The sequence below is a fragment of the Bryocella elongata genome (assembly GCF_900108185.1).
Classification (GTDB): domain Bacteria; phylum Acidobacteriota; class Terriglobia; order Terriglobales; family Acidobacteriaceae; genus Granulicella; species Granulicella elongata.
In genome coordinates, this window is record NZ_FNVA01000004.1 from 261,517 (window position 1) to 281,464 (window position 19,948).

At 62.3% G+C, this 19,948-nt stretch carries 21 protein-coding genes; 9 read left to right on the forward strand and 12 right to left on the reverse strand.

Features of this window, described 5'->3' with window-relative positions; translation table 11 throughout:
- Positions 1 to 16: 16 nt before the first annotated feature.
- From C4S68_RS13075 to C4S68_RS13090, 4 genes are all read right to left on the reverse strand, one after another.
- Positions 17 to 523 (reverse strand): YcxB family protein, encoded by a 507-nt coding sequence (locus C4S68_RS13075; RefSeq protein ID WP_103933524.1) that lies wholly within the window; start codon positions 521 to 523, stop codon positions 17 to 19.
- Positions 520 to 1,038 (reverse strand): SET domain-containing protein, encoded by a 519-nt coding sequence (locus C4S68_RS13080; protein WP_103933525.1) that lies wholly within the window; start codon positions 1,036 to 1,038, stop codon positions 520 to 522. Before C4S68_RS13080 ends, C4S68_RS13075 begins: the two co-directional genes overlap by 4 nt.
- A 103-nt stretch (positions 1,039 to 1,141) precedes the next feature.
- Positions 1,142 to 2,326, reverse strand: a complete 1,185-nt coding sequence (locus tag C4S68_RS13085) for a cysteine desulfurase family protein (RefSeq protein WP_103933526.1) — start codon at positions 2,324 to 2,326, stop codon at positions 1,142 to 1,144.
- A gap of 96 nt (positions 2,327 to 2,422) precedes the next feature.
- Positions 2,423 to 3,793 (reverse strand): DUF1015 domain-containing protein, encoded by a 1,371-nt coding sequence (locus C4S68_RS13090; RefSeq protein ID WP_103933527.1) that lies wholly within the window; start codon positions 3,791 to 3,793, stop codon positions 2,423 to 2,425.
- Positions 3,794 to 3,893: 100 nt separating this feature from the next.
- Here C4S68_RS13090 and C4S68_RS13095 point away from each other — a divergent pair, with 100 nt between their 5' ends.
- Together C4S68_RS13095 and C4S68_RS13100 are read left to right on the forward strand one after the other, a co-directional pair.
- The gene (locus tag C4S68_RS13095; RefSeq protein WP_103933528.1) at positions 3,894 to 4,415 is read left to right on the forward strand and encodes a GNAT family N-acetyltransferase; all 522 of its coding nucleotides are present in this window, start codon (positions 3,894 to 3,896) and stop codon (positions 4,413 to 4,415) included.
- 74 nt (positions 4,416 to 4,489) lie between these two features.
- Positions 4,490 to 5,110, forward strand: coding sequence for an outer membrane beta-barrel protein (locus tag C4S68_RS13100; protein WP_103933529.1), 621 nt, complete (start codon positions 4,490 to 4,492; stop codon positions 5,108 to 5,110).
- Between the two features lie 72 nt (positions 5,111 to 5,182).
- Here C4S68_RS13100 and C4S68_RS13105 read toward each other — a convergent pair whose 3' ends face one another.
- The gene (locus C4S68_RS13105) at positions 5,183 to 6,355 is read right to left on the reverse strand and encodes a citrate synthase (protein ID WP_103933530.1); all 1,173 of its coding nucleotides are present in this window, start codon (positions 6,353 to 6,355) and stop codon (positions 5,183 to 5,185) included.
- A 104-nt stretch (positions 6,356 to 6,459) separates the two neighbouring features.
- Positions 6,460 to 7,524: an NAD(P)/FAD-dependent oxidoreductase gene (locus tag C4S68_RS13110; RefSeq protein ID WP_103933531.1), complete on the reverse strand. Its 1,065-nt coding sequence runs from the start codon at positions 7,522 to 7,524 to the stop codon at positions 6,460 to 6,462.
- A gap of 217 nt (positions 7,525 to 7,741) precedes the next feature.
- Between C4S68_RS13110 and C4S68_RS13115 the strand changes: the two genes are divergently transcribed.
- On the forward strand, positions 7,742 to 8,596 hold the full coding sequence (locus C4S68_RS13115) for a coiled-coil domain-containing protein (RefSeq protein ID WP_103933532.1): 855 nt from the start codon (positions 7,742 to 7,744) through the stop codon (positions 8,594 to 8,596).
- 129 nt (positions 8,597 to 8,725) lie between these two features.
- Here the strand turns inward: C4S68_RS13115 and C4S68_RS13120 are convergent, their stop codons facing one another.
- The 6 genes from C4S68_RS13120 to C4S68_RS13145 all read right to left on the reverse strand — a co-directional run bounded on the left by C4S68_RS13120 (position 8,726) and on the right by C4S68_RS13145 (position 12,786).
- Complete coding sequence (locus C4S68_RS13120) at positions 8,726 to 9,298, reverse strand: hypothetical protein (protein ID WP_103933533.1); 573 nt, start codon at positions 9,296 to 9,298, stop codon at positions 8,726 to 8,728.
- Positions 9,299 to 9,343: 45 nt separating this feature from the next.
- Positions 9,344 to 10,012, reverse strand: a complete 669-nt coding sequence (locus C4S68_RS13125) for a peroxiredoxin-like family protein (RefSeq protein WP_103933534.1) — start codon at positions 10,010 to 10,012, stop codon at positions 9,344 to 9,346.
- A 108-nt stretch (positions 10,013 to 10,120) separates the two neighbouring features.
- Positions 10,121 to 10,690, reverse strand: coding sequence for a KdsC family phosphatase (locus tag C4S68_RS13130; protein ID WP_103933535.1), 570 nt, complete (start codon positions 10,688 to 10,690; stop codon positions 10,121 to 10,123).
- Positions 10,691 to 10,848: 158 nt separating this feature from the next.
- Positions 10,849 to 11,724 carry an N-acetylneuraminate synthase family protein gene (locus C4S68_RS13135; protein ID WP_103933536.1) on the reverse strand — a complete coding sequence of 292 codons (876 nt, stop codon included), beginning with the start codon at positions 11,722 to 11,724 and terminating at the stop codon, positions 10,849 to 10,851.
- A 244-nt stretch (positions 11,725 to 11,968) separates the two neighbouring features.
- On the reverse strand, positions 11,969 to 12,337 hold the full coding sequence (locus C4S68_RS13140; RefSeq protein ID WP_103933537.1) for a cupin domain-containing protein: 369 nt from the start codon (positions 12,335 to 12,337) through the stop codon (positions 11,969 to 11,971).
- A gap of 35 nt (positions 12,338 to 12,372) precedes the next feature.
- Entirely contained in the window at positions 12,373 to 12,786 is a 414-nt protein-coding gene (locus C4S68_RS13145) for a MerR family transcriptional regulator (RefSeq protein WP_103933538.1), read from the reverse strand.
- A gap of 38 nt (positions 12,787 to 12,824) precedes the next feature.
- On the opposite strand from C4S68_RS13145, the gene C4S68_RS13150 reads away from it, so the two are divergent.
- The 6 genes from C4S68_RS13150 to C4S68_RS13175 all read left to right on the forward strand — a co-directional run bounded on the left by C4S68_RS13150 (position 12,825) and on the right by C4S68_RS13175 (position 19,701).
- Positions 12,825 to 13,358, forward strand: coding sequence for a hypothetical protein (locus C4S68_RS13150; protein ID WP_146072141.1), 534 nt, complete (start codon positions 12,825 to 12,827; stop codon positions 13,356 to 13,358).
- Positions 13,359 to 13,724: 366 nt separating this feature from the next.
- Complete coding sequence (locus C4S68_RS13155) at positions 13,725 to 15,107, forward strand: ammonium transporter (RefSeq protein WP_327333624.1); 1,383 nt, start codon at positions 13,725 to 13,727, stop codon at positions 15,105 to 15,107.
- Positions 15,108 to 15,156: 49 nt separating this feature from the next.
- On the forward strand, positions 15,157 to 15,495 hold the full coding sequence (locus C4S68_RS13160) for a P-II family nitrogen regulator (RefSeq protein ID WP_103933541.1): 339 nt from the start codon (positions 15,157 to 15,159) through the stop codon (positions 15,493 to 15,495).
- Between the two features lie 104 nt (positions 15,496 to 15,599).
- Positions 15,600 to 18,227 (forward strand): [protein-PII] uridylyltransferase family protein, encoded by a 2,628-nt coding sequence (locus tag C4S68_RS13165; protein WP_235011577.1) that lies wholly within the window; start codon positions 15,600 to 15,602, stop codon positions 18,225 to 18,227.
- Between the two features lie 4 nt (positions 18,228 to 18,231).
- Positions 18,232 to 18,972, forward strand: a complete 741-nt coding sequence (locus tag C4S68_RS13170) for a hypothetical protein (RefSeq protein ID WP_146072142.1) — start codon at positions 18,232 to 18,234, stop codon at positions 18,970 to 18,972.
- 120 nt (positions 18,973 to 19,092) lie between these two features.
- Positions 19,093 to 19,701, forward strand: a complete 609-nt coding sequence (locus C4S68_RS13175; protein ID WP_103933544.1) for an NADH-quinone oxidoreductase subunit B — start codon at positions 19,093 to 19,095, stop codon at positions 19,699 to 19,701.
- Positions 19,702 to 19,948 lie beyond the last annotated feature (247 nt).

The following is a 19,948-nucleotide window of genomic DNA, read 5'->3' on the forward strand; positions in this document are numbered from 1 at the left end:
GATTGTCTTTGCAGCATCAGCGGGATGGCGGCGCGGTTGCGATCCGAGTCTGGCAGAGATTCCGAAGGAGGTGAAGCTGCTCCTCGGTTAGGACACGTTTGGGCAGGAAGCAGTATTTTCCATGTCTACCAAGGATGATGGTGCGCGGCCCTTCTTTCCAGCCGGAGAATGATGCCCAAGTCATGCGGCACTCGGTGAGGCCTTCTCGCTGGCTATAGTAACCAGACTCATCGATGCGTACGAATACGTCCTGCTGGCGATCGGGATCGCGATCGAAGAGCCAACGCATGATCCTGGGCCTCCGCCACTTCGACACGATTAGATCGATGACGAGAATGGCCATGACGAGAAACCCTGGCCAGTGAGGCGGAATCACCATCATGATGCCTGCGCCCCATGGAAGCGATAGCTTCACCACGTGGTGAAGCCTGGCCTGTGGGGATTTGCTCAGTGCGTTCCTGCACCACAGCGTTTGCCCCTCTGACCACTCTTCGAAGGTGGAGCGAAACGTTGTCTCGATCATGCTTTGGCTTTCTTGCTGGTCCTCTTCTTCCGAGCAGCCGCGCGAGCCCGGCGAGCGAGTTCCCAGTCCGAGAACATTGTTCCCCGGCACTGGGGTGCGCCGCAGTAGCAGTCTGCGTCGTCGTCTTCGGAGTCGTAGAGGTTGTACTCGTAGAGCAGCTCTTCTCCGGCAGCGATGTCGCGGACGGCCTTGATGAAGATGCGGCCCTTGACCTCGTCGGTCTCGCAGTTGGGGTCGCAGGAGTGGTTGACGAACATGGCCGTGCCGAAGCCATCGATGACTTCGTTGGTGCCCGCGACACCGAAGAGGTACGTCACGACGCGGTCGGCGTAGCGCTCGTCGGCGAGGCGTTTGGAGATGCGCGGGCCGGTGTACTCCAGGACGAGGCTGCCCTTGCTGATGGGGTCGAGCGTGTAGCAACCAGCGGCGTGGATCTTCGAAGAGCGCACGATCAGCCTAGGAGCGGCGAGTCTTGGAGCGGCGAGGCGTGGGGCAGTGGCAGTCTGGCGCGGCATGGGGGACAGTATAGCGGGGAGCAGCGCTTCGCGTTAGCACTTCGTGGGAGCGCTTCGCGTCAGCACTTCATGTGAGCTCGCCTGCGGCGGGTAGCGCTGCGCGTTAGCGGGTGAGTGCGGGGGAGAGGCTGCGCTGGCGACGTACGGCTGCGGCGATGATCGTGAGGGCGCGGTCGATGTCTTCGCTGGTGGTGTAGCGCGAGAGCGAGAAGCGCAGGCTGCTGCGGGCTTCGGCGTCGGTGAGGCCCATGGCGAGCAGCACGTGCGAGGGCTCGGTCGCGCCGGACTGGCAGGCCGCACCGAAGCTGGCGTTGATGCCGGCGAGGTCGAGCGCGATGAGTAGTGATTCTGCGTCGACGCCCGGGAACTGCAGATTTGTGGTGTTGGCTACACGCGGAGCGCTGGCCGCGTTGACAATGGTTCCCGGCAGCGCGGCGAGCACGCCTTGTTCGAGGCGATTGCGGAGAGATTCGAGATGCGAGATGCGAGATACGTCTGAGAGCCATTCTGCTGCGAGCTCCGCGGCCTTGCCGAGGCCAACGATGCCTGCGACGTTCTCGGTGCCAGCACGGCGCTGGCGCTCGTGCGGTCCACCGTGGAAGAGCGGGGCGAGGTGCAGGCCTTCGCGCGCGAAGAGCACGCCTGTGCCCTGGGGACCGTAGAGTTTATGGCCGGAGAGAGAGAGCAGGTCGACGTTCTTGAACTCGCCGGACATGTCGAGCGGGAGCTTACCCGCGGCCTGCACGGCGTCGGTGTGAACGAGGATGGCGGGGTTGTACTGCTTGGCGATGCGGGCCAGCTTGCCGACGGGTTGGATGGCTCCCGTCTCGTTGTTGGCGAGCATGATGGAGACGAGCACGGTCTTCGGCGTGAGCGCGGCCTCGAAGGCTGTGGGGTCGATGACGCCATCGCGCGTGGGGGCGACGCAGGTGAGGCCAATGCGGCGGCGATGCAGGGCCTCGGCTGCGTAGAGCACGGCGTGATGCTCGATCTGGGTGGTGACGAGATGCGCGTCGAGGCGGCGATCGAGGAACGGCTCCAACACTCCACGCAGGGCGAGATTGTCGGACTCGGTGCCGCCGGAGGTGAAGATGATCTCCTTGGTCACGCAGTGCAGGAGCTTCGCGACTTGCTGACGGGCACGATCCACGGCAGCGCGCGTGCGCTGTCCTGCCGCATGCGCGCTGCTGGGGTTGCCGTGTGCCTGGAGAAAGTAGGGGCGCATCGCCTCGAAGACCTCGGGGGCAACCGGGGTCGTCGCGTTGGCGTCGAGGTCGATGCGATCCATGGGTGTCTCGTTCTTGCTGTCGTCAGGATGGGTGGGATCCCATGTCTCAGAAGCGAGACATGGGGCACCCGGGGTCGATGCGGTCCTTCATGTTGGCTAGTCGAGTGTGTACATGGCGAGGCCGGAGAGCAGCTTGGGGTAGAAGTCGGTGGACTTCTGCGGCATGACCTCGAGGTTGAGGGAGATGTCGCGCATCTGCGAGAGGCTGACGGGCTTGATGAGGAACGCGACGTTGGCCTTGCCGGTGCGCACCTGCTCGATGGCTTCGCTGGCTTCGCGGAGGTAACGCACGTTGTCTCCGGCGCGGACGGCGGTTTCATCGAGGCCAAGGAGCTTCTCGAGCACGACCTTGTGCAGCTGCGTGACGTCGAGTTGCTGCTGGCGCTTTGACAGGCCCTCAAGCAGCGGCGCTACCGTCTCTGTCTTGGGCTTGAGCAGCGCGGAGCCGTCCTTCGTCACCGCAACGAAGGCAACGCCATCGCAGGTGCGCAGCTTTTCGAGCAGCACAGCCTCTTCGCTGGGCCCTTTTGACGAGGGGTTCTGGATGGGCGTGACGGTGAAGTACTCGTGGGCCTGTGCGAAGAAATGTTCGGCGTCGAATCCCTTGAGGCCGAAGACGACGCGATGCGTGGGCAGGATCGTGATGCCGGGCGCGGCCATGTTGACGAAGGTCATCATCATCGCCTGCTCGGGGAAGGCGGGTGCAGGCAGGCCGCTGTCGGTCTTCGGGGCGGCCTTCTCGTCGATGCCGAGTTCCTTGGCGCGCTCGTGCATGTAGCCGACGGAGGTCTCGTAGCGATGGTGGCCGTCGGCGATGATGAGCTGTTTGTCTTCCATCGCGGCGAGCACCTTGGCGATGAGTGCCGGATCGGTGAGCTTCCACACGCGGTGGTGCACGCCGTACTCATCCTTGATCTCGAGGTCGGCCTTGCGGACGTGCCCGTCCTTGTCGTCGAAGATGGCTTTTTCCGCAGTGAAGGTGGGGTCGGAGTAGAGCATGTAGATCTGCTCGCAATAGGCGCGGGTGGCCTTGAAGAGTGCGAGGCGATCGGACTTGTGCTTGGGGAAGGTCTGCTCGTGGCGATAGACGACCTTCTCCTCGTAGTCATGGAGTTGCGCGAGGGCGATAAAGCCGCGACGCTCGCGTGTCTCACCGGGGCGGCCGGGGACGTCGTAGGTCTGGGCGTAGCCGTAGAGCGCAGGCTCGCTCTCCTGTTTCAGGACGCCCTCGTTGCGCCACTGCTTGAGTGTGGCTGCAGCGCGGGTGTAGACGTTCTCTCCCTCCTCGGTGTCGGTCTCGAACTTGCGGCCGAGGATAACGCGGATGAGGTTGTAGGGGCTGGCCGCGTAGTAGCGGTCCTGCATCTCGGGCGAGATCTTGTCATAGGGCTGGGTGACGACGTCAGCCATATGGGGAATGCGATTGGAGTCGTACCGGAGTGCGCGAAACGGGAAGAGCCTTGCCATGCTTCGATTGTAGAAGACCGTAGGTGCATTGACCCTGACTTTGGCGGCATCGTTCGATGCTTTCGGCAATGGATTGGGGCATGTTGGATATACTTCGCGGATGGAACTGGTTGCCGCTGAGGAAAAGGATTTTGCCGAGGTCGTTGACCTGGCCAATATCGCTTTTCGCAAGACTGGAGATGGGGCGAGCTGGAACGTCGAGAGCGCCATCGCGGGCGACCGGCTCAGCGCTTCGATGTTGCGTGAGGACCTGTCGAGCAAGCCGGGAAGCGTATTGCTGCTGCTCAGGGATGAACCTGAGGGGCCTCTCCTCGGAACGGTGTGGCTGGAGCCGAAGAGCGAGGATACCTGGTACCTCGGGCTGCTGACGGTGCGGCCGGATCAGCAGACGCGCCAGCTGGGGCGAAGCATCCTGGCGGCGGGTGAAGCGTATGCTCGCGAGCGTGGCGCGAAGGTGATGCGCATGACGGTACTAAATGTGCGCGAGGCACTGCTTGCGTGGTATCTCCGCCGGGGCTATTCGCTCACCGGCGAGACGCAGCCGTTTCCCTACGGTGACGATCGATTCGGTACGCCGCTGCGCGATGACCTGGAGTTCGTGGTGCTTTCGCGGACGTTGTAGATCGCGATACCTCGGCCCTGCGAGTGACACAACCTTTGCTCATCGTGAGTGTCTAATCGGGCACAGGGGGAGCTATGTTTCGTATCCGGGTTCGCGATCTTGTTGCTGTTGTGTCCTTTGCGTTGGCGGCCCATGCCGCAGGCGCGCAGACCGACCTCGCAGGCAGCCTCTATGGAGCTTTCAGCGGGACCACCAACGGGAATGGCGTGCAGCAAAGTCCGGCGAACGCGGCCGGTGTGCTGGTCGAGCTGCGCCACATCCGCAACCCGTTGATTGGCTACGAAGTGACGTATGCCTTCAATCACAACAACCAGACGTATACGCAGGCGGCGGCGGTGTGCGGCCTTACCTGCAGCACCGTGGTGTCTTCAAAGTACGTACCGGCGAATGCACACCAGATCACGGCGGACTACATCGTCTCGGTGCCGATCCTGGGCTTCAGACCGTTTGTGCTGGCAGGCGGTGGGCTGGAGTTGAATGTTCCGTCGGGTTCGACGGGGCAGACCTCGACGTCGACGCAGGCGGTGTTTGTGTACGGCGCGGGACTGGACTACACGATCCTCCCGCACATCGGGATTCGCGGGCAATATCGCGGCAGCGTGTACAAGGCACCGCAACTGGCGACGGCATTCAGTTCCACCGGAGCGTTTACCAAGACGGCTGAGCCGATGGTGGGAGCGTATCTGCGGTTCTAGCAGGCTTTCCGTGCAATAGAAATCGCCGCCACGCAGCTTCGTGGCGGCGATTTCTATTGCGTTGGCTGAGATCTACGCGCTGGGCTTGGTCTCGAGGGCGTGGGCGCTGGAGGTGCGCTGCTCGATGGGTGTGTACGGCGCAGGCCACTTGGGGCCGGTGTAGTCGGCGCGCGGGCGGATGAGGCGGTTGTCGTCGTGCTGCTCGATGACGTGGGCGCACCAGCCCGCGATGCGGCTGATGGCGAAGATCGGCGTGAAGAGGTCGATGTCGATGCCGAGGGTTGTGTAGGTCGAGGCGGAGTAGAAGTCAACGTTGGCGTTGAGCTTCTTCTCTTCCTTGACGAAGAGCTCGATGGCCCGGGACATCTCGTACCACTTGGGATTGGCGTCCTTGCCCAGGTCCTCGGACATCCTGCGGAGATGGGTCGCGCGCGGGTCTTCGGTGGTGTAGACACGGTGGCCGAAGCCGGAGATCTTCTGCTTCTCGGCGAGCATCTTGCGGACGTGCTCGACGGGATCTTCGCCGGCCTTGTCGATCTCATAGAGGAGATGCATCACGGCTTCATTGGCACCGCCGTGGAGCGGTCCCTTGAGTGCGCCGATGGCTCCGGTGATGGCCGAGTGCATATCGCTCAGCGTTGCAGCGATGACGCGTGCGGCAAAGGTCGAAGCGTTCAGCTCATGGTCGGCGTGGAGGACGAGTGCGACGTCGAGTGCCTTGGTCGCGGTCTCGGAGGGTTTCTCGCCGTTGAGCATCCACAGGAAGTTTCCGGCGTGCGAGAGCGAGGTGTCAGGCTTGATGAGCGGCTTGCCCTTACGGATGCGGTCGAACATCGCAACGATCATCGCGATCTTCGCGGTGAGGCGGAAGCTCTTGCGGATGTTGGCGGTGTGTGCGTTGGACTTCTCGTCGGGATCGTAGATGCCGAGAAGCGAGACGGTGGTGCGAAGCACCTCCATGGGCGAAGCGGTCTTGGGAACGCTCTGCAGGAAGGTGATCACGTCGTCGGGGATGTGACGAGCCGCGGCCAGCTGGTGCGAGAAGTCGTTCAGCTCGGCCGCGGTGGGAAGAGCACCGTTCCAGAGCAGGTAGGTGATCTCTTCGAAGGATGATTTCTGCGCGAGTTCGTGAATGTCGATGCCGCGATAAGAGAGGACGCCTGCCGCTCCATCGATGAAGCAGATCGACGACTCGTTCGCGACCACGTCCTGAAGGCCTTTGGGAGCCCCTGTCGTACCAGCCATATGCGCACTCCGTGCGGTGAACCGCAGCAGAGCAAATTATCGGCTGCGGTTTGCGCGACTGTCATCCGTGTCGCGCGAATATCGGTGGGTTTGTGCGGTGGTGCTCAGGCGCGAGCTCCAGGCGGTGGAATTGGCTGGGAAAAGCGGTTTGGCGAGAAGGCCGAAAGATCGATGGCGGGCTGTTTTTGTTCGACAAGGTCAGCGAGGATCATCGCGGTCGCGGGGGCAAGCTGAATGCCGTTGCGGCCGTGGCCCATGGCGAAGAAGACGCCGGGACGAGACGACGCCGCGAGGATAGGAAGGCCATCGGCGGTCATGGGGCGGATGCCTGCCCAGAACTCGAGCACGGGGGACGCGGCTTCATCGGCGAAGGCGGGGACGAGCTCGGCGATCCGGCTCCGCACGGTGGCAAGTCCTTCTTCGTCGACGGTGTCGTCAAAGCCGGTGGCTTCGACGGTGGTGCCGAGGATGACGGTTCCGGCGTAGGGACCTTTGGTGCGCGGCACGGCGTAGCAGGCGCCGCGGCGATGCACCTCCTTGAGCCCGGCGAGAGAGGGAGGAACAGCGACGCGCAGCATCTGTCCCTTGAGCGGAGTGACGGCGCCGGCGGCGATGAGGCCTTCGCGGGCGCGGAGCGACTCAGGCAGAGCCCAGGCGCCTGTGGCGAAGACGAAGTTCTTTGCATGGATGCGCTCGCCGGAGCGGAGCACAGCGAATGTGCCATCTTCACGGTCTTCGAGGTCTGCGAGCTCGGCGCCTTCACGCAGTACGATGGAGGTGGCGCGTACGGCGGCGATCATGACGTCGCTGAGATGCTGCGGGTCGACGGACCACTCGTGGAGGCGCTCCACGCCACCCTCGTCGAGATAGTGCACGGTGGTCTCCGTCTGGAACGGGACCTCCTCGCCGGAGAGCGAGCTCACGCGATCAAGAAAAGCAGGGTAGAGGCTTTCGCTATAGCGGGAGAGGGGATGGAGCGGGGGAGGGTTGTGCACATCGACGACGGCGAGCATGCCGACGGCGCAACCGCTGGCCTGGCGGAACGCCTGATCGCGCTCGAGAACAAGCACTTGAGCACCGCGAGCGTGGAGCTCCAGCGCGACGGAGAGCCCAATGAGGCCCCCCCCGATGACGATAGTGTCGAAGGATAGACCGTGTTCCGTTTCCATTACGCTAGACCATTTTCGGTGTTGATGGGTATCCCAAAGGAGGCGTGCCGTAGCGTTTTCCTTGGGGAAAACGCTCGTTGAGCTCGGATCCCCGCGCTCCTCTGCAGGGAAAATACTTTAGCCATCCTAATCCTTCGAATTCACGTCTAATGTGACGTGGTGTGCTGCGTCTTCGATCAGGATGAGTCATAGGGCCGGCAACCCGTAAGGAGAGCACATGAGCGAAACCGATCACGAGTACGTTGTGCAATCGAAGGCGCCGGGTTGGCTTATTGGCGTATCTGCGGCGGCACTGATCGCGGCCCTGGGTTCGCTAGCCTGGGCATTTGGGCTACAGAACCATCTGACGCAGGCTGAGAAGAATCTGGCAGCGGCCAATCAGCAGAATACGGCGTTGGCGGACAAGATTGAGGACACCAACGAACGCCTGAAGGCGCAGGGAGAGGCTCTTGGGCAGAGCGTCGGTTTGACGCAGAAGCAGCTCGAGGAGCGTTCTGCGGAGTTGGTGGCGGCACAGAGGACTGCGACCCGCACTGCCGCTGAGACTGCGGCCCTCCGCAAGGAAGAGGCCGCCACCGCCAAGCAGGTTGGAGATGTGCAGACCGACGTTGCCAGCGTAAAGACGGATGTGGGCGGCGTGAAGACGGACGTTGCAAGCACGCAGGCGGACCTGGCTGCGACCAAGACGCAGCTGACCAGCGTACGCGGCGACATGGGCATGATGAGTGGCCTGATCGCCACGAACCATGACGAGCTGTCGGAGCTGAAGCGCCGCGGCGAGCGGAACTACTACGAGTTCACGCTGCACAAGGGGCAGGCTGCGGCGAACGTCGGCACGATCAAGGTTGCGTTGAAGAAGGTCGATCCCAAGCGATCCAAGTTCACGCTGGCGTTGAGCGCCGACGACAAGGAGATCGAGAAGAAGGACAAGAACCTTGACGAGCCGATCCAGTTTTACTCGGGCAAGTCTCCGGCCCTGTTCGAGATCGTGGTGAACAACGTGAGCAAGAACGAAGTTTCCGGCTACCTGAGCACTCCGAAGAATGTTCCGGGTCCGATCCAGGTACCTTAAGGGCAGCGGAACAGCGGATAGCAGAACAGCAGAACAGCGAGAAGAAAGAGCCACGCGGCCTATGCGTGGCTCTTTCTTTTTGGACTCCATCGTGCTCGGGCTCTTCCGTGGTCAAGCGGGCTAGAGCTACTACAGCGGGATCGTCTGCGCGGGCTGCTCCGAGAGGCGGATCGTGATGGTGGCGGACTTCTTCGACTTCCAGTCTTTCTCGGCGATACCGGAGAAAAGGAAGACGAGTGTGCCTTCGCGTGCTTCGCCGGGCTGGAACGGGTCCAGTGACAAAGGCTTCCCGGTCAATGGCGCGAGGTTGGGGAAGATCTGTGTGAGTCGTGGGAGGTCACGCAACGCGACGAGAGTGCCGTCGACGCTTTCGTTCTCCGGCGTGATCAACGTCGCGGACCCGCCCATGGGGTCGAGAGGGATGCGCAGCGTGTCTTTGAAGCGCACGGTAGCGATCAGGTAGAGGTTGTCTTCGGCGAATTCGGTCTCGCCGATGACGTGCATGCCGCCGCTGCGAATGCCGGAGGTCTTGCTCACCGTGTGGGGAGCGAAGACTTCTGTGCGCTCGATGGAGATCTCGGAGATGTGGTGGGGATTGAACCACACCACGGCAGCGACGATCACGGCGATAACGATGATGGCGGAGACGAAGTACTTGGCGCGGCTGGGCTGTTCCGGCGGCCCGAGGTTGAGGTCACTCATTGCTGTCAGGATAGACGTTTCGCGGGTGGTCCCGGCTGCAAGGATCTAGAGTGCGCAATCGAGGGCTTCCATCACCAGCTGGGGATCAGGCCGGACGCGATGGTCGGCGTGGGACTCTGAGAAGACGACCTCTCCGCTGCGCGAGATGATCACCGTCGCAGGTGCGGGCAGCCGCCAGCTCTCATCGCCGTTGAGGAAGGGAACGTTGACCAGGATGGAGCGGTAGTGGCGCTGCATCTCGACCGGGACGGTGTAGGCGACGCCGTAGGCAGTGGCTACGGCTGCTCCGGGGTCGGAGAGCAGAGGGAAGGTGAGGCTGTGGCGATCCAGCGTGAAGGCGTTCTGGCGCGGCACCTGTGGCGAGATGCCGACGAGGAGTGCGTTGCGGGCGCGCAGAGCGGGGTAGAGCTGCTCCCAGGCGACGAGCTCGGTCATGCAGTACGGACACCAGCGGCCACGGAAGAACTTGATGACCAGGGGACCGAGGGCGAGGAGATCGTCGCTGCGGACCAGGCGCTCACGGGTGTCCTTCAGCGCGAAGGACGGAGCCGCAGCTCCGGGGGCCAGCACGCGGTCTTCGATGCCGGAGGCGAAGAGGTCCGCGACGGCCTGATCGGTGATGGCGAGACGCTCGGGCTGCACGAGTCCGCGGGTGTTGGCGGTGATCTCGTCGAGACGCTCCTGCAGGGTCGAGGCGGGCTGGGAAGACTGCATCAGGCTTCCAGTGTATCGCTGCACTGTTGGAGGTCTTGTGCGTGGACGCACGTTCGCACCGCGACCAGGGCTGCGGAGGGCCGGATATCGCTTGTCTGGGGGCGGTGCTTAGTCCGGCGCGCGCATCTGGAAGACATCGCGTGCGTCGAGCTGGCGGGCTGCGAGGATCGCGTCGGAGAGCTCGCGCACGGCGCCGCTGCCACCGGGTTTGGTGGAGGTGAAGCCTCGCTCGCTGACGTACTCCAGTACCTGGGTCGCGGCCGTCGAGGGGCAGGCGCAGAGGCCGCAGACCTCCATCGCGAAGAGGTCGTTGATGTCGTCGCCGAAGAAGCAGATGTTTTCGAGCGGAATGTGGAACTGGACGCCGAGCTGGCGTACGGCGGCCGCCTTGTCGCGCGTGCCTTTGACGATGAAGGGGATGCGCATCTTCTGGGCGTAGCGGTCGATGTGCGGAGAGTCTTCTCCGCTGATGAGTGCGAGCTTGAGGCCGATGCGGCGGAGCAGGCTGATGCCCATGATGTCGGCGAAGCAGAAGGTCTTGTACTCATCGCCGGAGGGCGACCACATGAGCGTGCCGTCGGTGAGGACACCATCGACGTCGAAGGCGACGGCCTGAAGGGTCTGGAGGTTTTCACGAAGACGGCGGGCGGCGCGGATCTGAGTCGGGGTGGGAGCCATGATGTCGAGCCCCAGTGTACGTCCGGCCTGCGGTCGAAGGCGTAGCTCGAAAGATGCACACGCAGACGAACATGGGTAACGGCCCACGGGGAACACGAACAAGAGGCGCCCCGAAGGGCGCCTCTTGTCTTATTACCCCCGGTGTTTCTGGGAAGATCTTACACGTGTGCGCCGACGCGGCGGAGCTTCTTCATGACGGGAATCTCTTCCGCATAGACGCGCTTGATGCCGTCGCCCATGGACTGCTCGCAGAGGCGGATATCGCGCACCAGGCGGCTGATGCCGTTGGGCTCAAGGGAGGCAGCCTGGTCCGAGCCCCACATGGCGCGATCCATCGTGATGTGACGCTCTACGCAGCAGGCGCCGAGGACCGAAGCTGCGACTGAGGTCGGGATGCCTGTCTCATGGCCTGAGTAGCCAACCGGGACGCCGTAGCGCTCGATCATGGAGGGGATGGCCTTGAGGTTGAGCTGCTCGTACTTGGCCGGGTAGGTCGAGGTGGTGTGCATCAGGATGAGATCTTCCTTGCCAAGGACTTCGACGGCGTGGTCGATCTCCTCGTAGGTGCTCATGCCGGTGGACGCGATGACGGGCTTGCCGGTCTTGCGGATGTGGCGCAGCAGGTTGTCATCGGTGAGCGAGGCAGAGGCGACCTTGTAGACCGGGGGATTGAACATCTGAATGAAGTCCACAGAAGCCTCATCCCAGGGGGAGACGAACCAATCGATCTTGAGCTGCTTGCAGAAGGAGTCGATCTCGGCGAAGTCTTCCTCGTGGAACTCGAGGCCGCGCTTGAGGTCGCCGTTGGTTTCGCCGAAGGGGTTGGGACGAGGTGTGGCGAGCTCGGCGGCGGTGTAGACGACGTCCACGGTGCGCTTCTGGAACTTGACCGCGTCGCAGCCGGCCGCTACGGCGACGGAGATGAGCCGCTTGGCCAGGTCGATGTCGCCGTTGTGGTTGATGCCGATCTCGGCGATCACATAGCAGGGCTGGCCGTTACCAAGCAGCCGGTTGCCGATCTTGACTGTGCTCATAAAGCGCTCCAGTGGGCCTCGGTCATATCGAAAGGCCGGGGCCGGGGTTGTTCGCGGGAAGAATTTGAGACGGCACAGGGCCGCCAGGCCGGTCGACGTGCCTTCATTGTGACAGCATTCGGTTAGAGCCGACCATCACTCTGAGACGGGAATGTAGCGCATCTTGGTACACGTCAGTCCGTTTTGATGCCTATTTCCGGCAACGCGTTACGACGTACCGGAAGCTCTTTGCCTGCCGCGGGATCTAGCGCAGGTAGCTGTCGTCCCTGTTGATCCAGTCCTGGCGGGGCGGAGCGAAGATGTCGTAGTCGATGGTGTCTTCGAGGGCCTCGGCGGAGTGGGGCAGTCCGCCGGGAATGACGAGGATCTCGCCGGCGCGGACGACGTGCTCGGCTGCGTTGGCTTCGTCGCCGAGGAGGAATTTGAGCGCGCCGGACTCGATCCAGGACATCTGCTCGTTGGGGTGGGAGTGCCGCGGGACGAGGCAGCCCTTCTTGAGCTCCAGCCGCGAGAGCATGCCCTGGGCGCCGGTGACGAACTGGCGGGTGAGGAGGGGATTGAGGGTTTCAACCGGGACGTCGGACCAGCGGGTGTGTTGGAGTTCTTCGGCCATGGGGATGAGGGTATCGCAGGTGGGAGATCGGGCGGCTACGACATGGTTTCACTGGTGAGGGAGGCAATGAGCCTGCAATCCGCGCTCGACCGCTTTCCGTTACAGGAGGAGCCGATACGACGGAGCTCAGCAGCCAGGCGTTTCAGGTCGGTGATCTTAGACTCCACCTCTTTGAGGTGATCGGCGGCGACATTGCAGACATCGGCACAGGTGGGCGACTGCGCTGCAGAGAGTAGCAGAAGGTTCCTGATCTGCTCCAGGGAGAAGCCAAGTTCGCGGCATCGACGCACAAAGTTCAAACGTTGCAGGTGTTCCTGGGCGTACACGCGATAGTTGGCGGCCGTTCGTTCGCAAACTGGAAGCAAACCGGCTTGTTCGTAATAGCGGATGGTGACGACTCTCACGCCTGTCTGCTTTGCCAGATCGCCGATGCGAAAGGTTGCGCTCATCTTGACCCTATAGAGACTATAGGCTTTAGCCTCGTTGCATGAGAAGGCTCAATCTCTTGCTGGCATTGGCGCTGGCGTCAACTTCATTCGCTCAAGCGATAGGACAAGGCGCACCTCCGCTTGACGATGATCCGAGCGTCATCCTTGAGCTTGGGGCTGCAACGAGCTGGAACACCACGGGGGGAGCGGCGAGCTTCGCGCCCAATCTGGCTGCCGAAACCACTCCGATTGAGGACTGGCTGGAGATCGAGGCGGGCGTCTCACCCTTCTTCACGGGGAACTCGACCGAATGGGACACAGATTTCCTCTTCAAGAAGCCTTGGACGCTGTCTTCCAAGGCCGAGTTCATGTTGGGAGTCGGACCGGAGTGGGTCTACCTGCGGCAGCATGGAACAACGTCCAACTCCATCTCGGGTGAGGTCGCCGGGGATTTCATGTTCTGGCCCAACGGCAAACACCGCTTTGGCTGGTTCCTGGAACCGGCCTACGACTACAACTTCAAGGCCGGTCACCAGCAGTCCATTGGGATGAGCGCAGGCCTTCTGATCGGTATGAGACGACGACATCATTGATGGTGGCCTGTCGTTTTTTGATCTGGCGTTCGATTCGTCCTGCAAACCCTCTTTCGTCCGCGGCGAATTCTGTCCACAGGTTTGAGAGGGCTGGCGACGGCCCTATGAGGGCGCGATCTTCGGCAAGCCGGGAAAGCGTGTGGCAAGGTCGCCGCGGGGCCTGTTGGGGCAGGGCGGATGTTGATGTACAGTAAACGCAACTGGTTGACATCGAGAGGAACGTTCTGGACCGCATCTGGCGGTGCCGGGAGAGCTCCACACAATTTCAGCGTGTGCCCCACGAGGCGCAGGTGCGGACGTGACTCTTTTGTTGTTGTCACTTGTTTGTTGACTGGAATCGCGAAGGGGATTGGAACGATGCGCAGGATGGGGACGTTGGGTATGACGGGCTGGGCGAAGTGTATGGCGCTCGGCTTTGCGGGATGGGCTGTGACGGGAACGGCGCTGGGACAGGCCCCGGCACACCTGACAATCGACCCTGCCAGCGCGATTTCGAACGGCGATAACGCGTGGATGCTGGTCTCGGCGGCCCTTGTGCTGATGATGAGCGGCCCGGGCCTGGCGCTGTTCTACGGCGGCCTGGTCCGCAAGAAGAACATCCTCGGCACGATGATGCAGACCTTCGCGATGATGGCTGTGATCACGATTCTGTGGGCGGTAGTCACCTACTCGCTGTCGTTCGGCGAGGGCAACGCGTTCATCGGGAGCTTCAAGTACATGTTCCTGCACGGCGTGCCGCTGACGCCGATCCACGACTACGCTCCGACGATACCGGGCCAGACCTTCATGGTCTACCAGATGATGTTCGCGATCATCACCCCGGCGCTGATCACGGGTGCGTTCGCGGAACGCATGAAGTTCTCGGCGATGCTGGTGTTCCTCATCCTGTGGTCGATCATCGTGTACGCTCCGATGGCGCACATGGTGTGGGGCTTCGGCGGGTTGCTGAACGCCTCGCTGGGCGGCAAGATTCCCTGCCTGGATTTTGCGGGCGGCACCGTGGTGCATGTCACCTCGGGTGTGAGCGCTCTGGTGACGGCGCTGTATATCGGCAAGCGTGTGGGCTATCCGAAGAAGCCGATGCCGCCTCACTCGGTCGTGCTGAGCTTTATCGGCGCGTGCCTTCTGTGGGTGGGCTGGTTCGGCTTCAACGCCGGGTCGGCGCTGTCGGCGGGTTCTCTGGCTACCTCGGCGTTTGTGGCGACGCACATGGGCGCGGCAGCGGCGGCGATCGGCTGGCTGGCGGCGGAGTGGATTCGTAACGGCAAGCCCTCGGCTCTGGGTGGCATCTCTGGCGCGGTGGCTGGCCTGGTGGCGATCACCCCGGCATCGGGATTTGTCACGCCGATGGGAGCGATCTGGATCGGCCTGGCTGCCGGAATCTTCTGCTTCTTCATGGTCGTGAAGGTGAAGAACATCTTCGGCTATGACGATTCGCTGGACGCATTCGGCGTACATGGCGCGGGTGGAACGCTGGGCGCGATCCTCACAGGGTTGTTCGCCAACTCGGGGATCAACCCGATCCTGGGCGCGGGGAAGGCGACGGGATTCTTCGAGGGCAATCATGGGCAGGTGGTGAACCAGTTGATCGGTGTGGCACTGGCCTGGGGGATCTCTATCGTCGGTACACTCGTTATCCTCTTCGTTGTTGATAAGCTGATCGGGCTGCGCGTGAGCGAAGACGATGAGCGCGAAGGTCTTGACCTGACTCAGCATGGCGAGGAAGGCTATGACTTCGACGCTGCTTAGGAACAGGGATTCGGGAACAGGGCTCAGGGATTAGAGAAGCGAGAGTGCTATGACGAAGATTGAGGCGATTGTTCAGCCATCGAAGATGGAAGCGGTCAAAGATGCTCTGGTCGAGGCCGGTGTTGCCGGCATGACCATCTTTGAGGCCCGCGGCCACGGCCGTCAGAAGGGTCACACGGAGTTCTACCGCGGACGTGAGTACGCAGTGGACCTTCTGCCCAAGGTGAAGTTCGAACTGGTGGTGTCGGACGAGATGAAGGACAAGGTGATCGACGCGATCATTAATGCGGCCCGCACGGGGCGCATCGGCGATGGCAAGATCTTTGTCTCGAAGGTCGACGAAGCCATCCGGATCCGCAACGACGAGCGCGGCGAGATCGCGCTGTAATGACTCCAGACTGACGGGGGTGGCGCTGCTGCTCCCGGAAGCACAAGCGAAGCGCACCGCGATGCGGTGCTTCAGCAACCGACCGGGAGGGTACGGCGACGGACTTGGAAGCTAACCGGGATCGCGATCCTCAAGCCAACGCTGCCGAAAGTCTGCGCGCCGAGTACGACCGGCGAATGGGCGAGATCCAGCGCCGCTTCGAGGCAAGCGGGGATGGTCTGGCCTGCACCGTCGCACGTACCAGCCTTGTCGATGAGATCGTGCTGCGGCTGTGGGCTGCGGAGGTCAGGGCAGAACCTCAGCTTGCGCGGGGCGTCGCCCTGTTTGCCACCGGTGGCTACGGTCGTGGCAATCTTTATCCTTACTCGGATATCGACCTGCTGATCTGCGTCGAGAAGGGGCAACTCAAGCTCGCACAGGACCCGATTCGACGCGTCTCGCAGGGCCTTTGGGATTGCGGCCTGGAGGCGGCGCTGGCCACGCGGCAGCCCGGCGATTGCGAGAAGTTTGAAGCCACGAATCCTGAGTTCACGTTGTCACTGCTGGATCTGCGGACCCTGGGTGGAGACCCTGCGGTCATCGAGAAGCTCGAACAGCGGACGGATGCGCGGCGTTGGATGAAGGAAGCGAAGACGATCGGTGCTGAGCTGATGGCGCTGACTCGGGAACGCCACGCCAAGTTCGGCAACACGCTGTTTCATCTCGAACCCAACATCAAGGACTGCCTGGGCGGTCTTCGCGATGCCAACGTCTGCCATTGGCTGGTGAAGCTGCGTGCCGGCGCTGGAGGGAACGGCGGCGAAAGCGACGAACTGATGGAAGGCGTGACCTTCCTCGCAGCGGTCCGCTGCTTTTTGCATTACCGGCGGCGGCGCGACGACAACGTGCTGGATTGGCGGTCTCAGGATGCGGCGGCCGAGGTGGGGGTGGGCCTGGGCCGGCCGCGGTCCGTCGACACGGCGTACTGGATGCGAGCGTACTTCCGCCATGCCCGACTGATTCAGCGACGGCTGGAGCGCGAGATTGAGGCTTCCGGCCTGCGCCTGGAAGAGAAGCCGGCCAAAAAGATCAAGCCCAAAGGCGGTGAGGGTTTCCGCGTGGGCACGGGGCAGATCGAGCTAGAGAAGGCCACCGCCGACAGCGATCCGGCAGCGCGACCTGCCGTGGTGTTGGCAGCGTTTGGCGCCGTTGCGGCCAGCGGTATGCGTCTGAGCTGGGCGAGCGAAGAACGCATCAGTGATGCGATTCCGGTGCTGTCCATGGAGCTTGAGGAAGGCCCGGATCTGTGGAAACGGCTGAACGCGATCCTGGTGGGGCGGTATGCCGGGGAAGCTCTGCGAGCGATGCACGCTCTCGGTGTACTGGAGCTGATTCTGCCCGAGTTTCACGGTATCGACGCCCTGGTGATTCGCGATGCGTACCACCGCTACACCGTGGATGAACACACCTTCGTTCTGATCGACACGCTGCATGCGCTGGCGGACGACCCGGGGCCGGGCGCACCGGACTGGCGGGTGAAGTTCCGGCAGATGCTGCGTGAGCTGCACACGCCGGGAGTACTCTATCTCGCAGCGTTGATGCACGACACGGGCAAGGGGCGTGCCGGAGATAATCACGCGGCTGAGAGTGCACGGATGACCGAGGGGGTGCTGCAGCGGCTCGCGCTGGACACCCACGATGCAGGGCAGGTGCGGCGCATCATCGAGGTGCATCTCGAGATGTCTGCGGCGCTGCGACGGGACATCTTCGATGCCGAGACCGTGCGCACCTTTGCCGCCAAGGTGCAGACGCATGAGTTGCTGCGGATGCTGACGCTGTTCACGTATGCCGACATCTCCGCCGTGCATCCGGACGCGATTACGCCATGGAAGGCCGAGAACCTGTGGCGGCTGGAGATGCGGGCTGCGAACCAGCTTGATCGTGCTGTCGATGAAGTTCGCGTGCATACGGCGGGCGGTGCGATGTGGAAGACGAGCGAGGATCGCGTGACTGCGGTGCTGGCGCTAGCCAAGCAGAACCGTCCCGCGGTGGAGGCGTATCTCGATGGCTTTCCGGAACGGTATCTGCAGACGCGCACGCCGGGTGAGATCATCCGGCACTTTGCGCTTACGCAGCACTTCGACAAGGAACCGCTGCCGCTGGAGTTTCATCATGGAGACCCGATCAGCGAGATCACGCTGGTGACGCGGGACCGTCCGCGACTCTTCGCCGGTATCGCAGCGGCGCTCGCAGCGTCGGGCATGAACGTGGTTACGGCGGACGCCTTTGCGAACGCGGCGGGTGTGGTTGTGGACAGCTTCCGCTTTACGGACAGCTTTCGCACGCTGGCGTTGAATCCGGGAGAGCGCGAGCGCTTCGTGGACAACCTGCGCAAGCTGATTGATGATCCGGTGGCGCGCGAGACGATGTTGCGGAGCCGCGGCCGGGGCCGACGTCCTGCGCCGAGAGTGCGGGTGGAGACGGTGGTCGAGTTCCACGATGCCAATCCTTCGCAAAGCACGCTGATGCAGGTCATCGCGCAGGATGTGCCGGGGCTGCTGCGTGCGATCAGCCAGACCTTCAGCGATCTCGGATATAACGTGGAGGTCGCACTGATCGATACCGAAGGCGAGATGGCGATTGACGTTTTCTACCTCACCCGGAGCGGAGCTCCGCTGACCGACGACGCGAAGCAGACCCTTCGCGAGGCCCTGGTGGCCGCCATCGCCAGCAACGCGGAAGGGACGGCATAGGTTGATGCGGACCAGCAAAGCCCGGTTTACGACATGGCTGATGTTGTCTGTGGGGGCAGTTCTGCCGGCATCGAGCGCGACGCCACCCTCGGTGAAGGCAGGAGCGGGCGCCTGCTCTCAGGTGCGCGTGGAGGCGCAGGTTACCGCAGGGCACAGCTTCGAACAGGTCTTTGCGCAGGGGCAGGGCGGGGGGCTCAAACTGGTAGTGCAGGCGCTGGCGTCGGGCTGGATCGTTCGCGTCGTTCCATCGAGTGGACCTTGGGGCGAACATGACCGCGCCGAACTGGCGACGCCGCCGTACCTCTCGCCGAATCCGTTGCTGATTACGACGGACTTTGCCTTTCGTGCGCAGGATGCGGTCGCGTGGAACCCGCGCCACTTCCGCTATGCGGCTTCGGACGGGGACTATCGGAAGATGCTTGAGCTGTATCCGCGGGTGATGTCAAACGATGCTGCTGCGATGAGCGAGCTTGCGAAGCTGAGTACAGATCAACCTGAGGGTGAGGTGCGGATCCTGGATGCCATGCTCGCGCCAGGCACGGCAGACCAATGGAGAATGGCCGCTGCCGTGGCGTCGCACCTGGAATCGACGCCCCACGAGGTGGCTCAGGGGGCCGCTTCGTCGAAGCTGGGAAGTCTTGTATCCGCCCATCTAAGGATAACTATGGAGGTACCCCGAGGCCTGACAGTGTCCAAAGGGTTGGCTACGATAAAAATTCCGTGTGTGTCTCAACCAACCGGGTGAAATGCTCTTGCATCGGATGAAACATGCGCGGTTGATGTAGGAAGGGCGTCCGGAGAAGGAAACGCCCGTTCCGGAGGATTTGCTACGGAGATCGAACGATCGCTCCGTATACTTGATGGCATGAGCACCGATTTCGAACAGACGACAACGAACGGACGGCCTTCGCCGCTCAAGGACCGGTACCTCTTCGGCAATCTCGAGAGCTTCGGGATGAACCGCGAGAAGGTCCAGGAGGTCAACTGGGGCTCCGAACAGCCCGAAGGCGTGGTTCTCGCCTCAGTCGATGCAGCTATCAACTGGGTTCGCAAGAACTCGATCTGGCCAATGACTTTCGGCCTTGCCTGTTGCGCGATCGAGATGATGTCGATGGGCGGTTCGCGGTATGACATCGCGCGCTTCGGAGCGGAGGTGTTTCGCCCGAGCCCGCGCCAGAGCGATCTGATGATCGTTGCGGGGCGCGTCTCGCAGAAGATGGCACCAGTGATTCGCCGGCTCTACGAGCAGATGCCGGAGCCGAAGTGGGTGATCTCGATGGGCGCGTGTGCGACGTCGGGTGGTGTGTTTAATAACTACGCGTTGCTGCAGGGAGTGAACCAGGTCATACCGGTGGATGTGTATGTTCCCGGATGTCCGCCACGTCCCGAGCAACTGTTGTACGCAATTACGCTTCTACAAGAGAAGATCCAGGCCAGTCGAGGAACGATTCGCGAGACGCTGAACCTCTCCTGATGAAGCTGCCGGTGATGCCACAGTGGCTTGATCCGGTGACAATGAAGTTCGCTGCGTTTGAGGGCGAAAAGCCGTAAGAACGCAGCGTTGAAGGATCAAGATTGTTGCGCATGGCTGCAATTTTGTTCCACATACTTGAAACAACTGCTGTACACTTTTGTGGAAATCAACCGAACAATAGCGGGACCGACGTAAAGGGAACCCGCAGAACCATTTACAGGAATTCGTTTTACTCAGTGGAGGATTG

Coding starts and splice junctions, on each gene's coding strand:
- C4S68_RS13075 (WP_103933524.1), bottom strand. CDS start 523: ATGATCGAGACAACGTTTCGCTCCACCTTCGAAGAGTGGTCAGAGGGG.
- C4S68_RS13080 (WP_103933525.1), bottom strand. CDS start 1,038: ATGCCGCGCCAGACTGCCACTGCCCCACGCCTCGCCGCTCCAAGACTC.
- C4S68_RS13085 (WP_103933526.1), bottom strand. CDS start 2,326: ATGGATCGCATCGACCTCGACGCCAACGCGACGACCCCGGTTGCCCCC.
- C4S68_RS13090 (WP_103933527.1), bottom strand. CDS start 3,793: ATGGCAAGGCTCTTCCCGTTTCGCGCACTCCGGTACGACTCCAATCGC.
- C4S68_RS13095 (WP_103933528.1), top strand. CDS start 3,894: ATGGAACTGGTTGCCGCTGAGGAAAAGGATTTTGCCGAGGTCGTTGAC.
- C4S68_RS13100 (WP_103933529.1), top strand. CDS start 4,490: ATGTTTCGTATCCGGGTTCGCGATCTTGTTGCTGTTGTGTCCTTTGCG.
- C4S68_RS13105 (WP_103933530.1), bottom strand. CDS start 6,355: ATGGCTGGTACGACAGGGGCTCCCAAAGGCCTTCAGGACGTGGTCGCG.
- C4S68_RS13110 (WP_103933531.1), bottom strand. CDS start 7,524: ATGGAAACGGAACACGGTCTATCCTTCGACACTATCGTCATCGGGGGG.
- C4S68_RS13115 (WP_103933532.1), top strand. CDS start 7,742: ATGAGCGAAACCGATCACGAGTACGTTGTGCAATCGAAGGCGCCGGGT.
- C4S68_RS13120 (WP_103933533.1), bottom strand. CDS start 9,298: ATGAGTGACCTCAACCTCGGGCCGCCGGAACAGCCCAGCCGCGCCAAG.
- C4S68_RS13125 (WP_103933534.1), bottom strand. CDS start 10,012: ATGCAGTCTTCCCAGCCCGCCTCGACCCTGCAGGAGCGTCTCGACGAG.
- C4S68_RS13130 (WP_103933535.1), bottom strand. CDS start 10,690: ATGGCTCCCACCCCGACTCAGATCCGCGCCGCCCGCCGTCTTCGTGAA.
- C4S68_RS13135 (WP_103933536.1), bottom strand. CDS start 11,724: ATGAGCACAGTCAAGATCGGCAACCGGCTGCTTGGTAACGGCCAGCCC.
- C4S68_RS13140 (WP_103933537.1), bottom strand. CDS start 12,337: ATGGCCGAAGAACTCCAACACACCCGCTGGTCCGACGTCCCGGTTGAA.
- C4S68_RS13145 (WP_103933538.1), bottom strand. CDS start 12,786: ATGAGCGCAACCTTTCGCATCGGCGATCTGGCAAAGCAGACAGGCGTG.
- C4S68_RS13150 (WP_146072141.1), top strand. CDS start 12,825: ATGAGAAGGCTCAATCTCTTGCTGGCATTGGCGCTGGCGTCAACTTCA.
- C4S68_RS13155 (WP_327333624.1), top strand. CDS start 13,725: ATGGGGACGTTGGGTATGACGGGCTGGGCGAAGTGTATGGCGCTCGGC.
- C4S68_RS13160 (WP_103933541.1), top strand. CDS start 15,157: ATGACGAAGATTGAGGCGATTGTTCAGCCATCGAAGATGGAAGCGGTC.
- C4S68_RS13170 (WP_146072142.1), top strand. CDS start 18,232: ATGCGGACCAGCAAAGCCCGGTTTACGACATGGCTGATGTTGTCTGTG.
- C4S68_RS13175 (WP_103933544.1), top strand. CDS start 19,093: ATGAGCACCGATTTCGAACAGACGACAACGAACGGACGGCCTTCGCCG.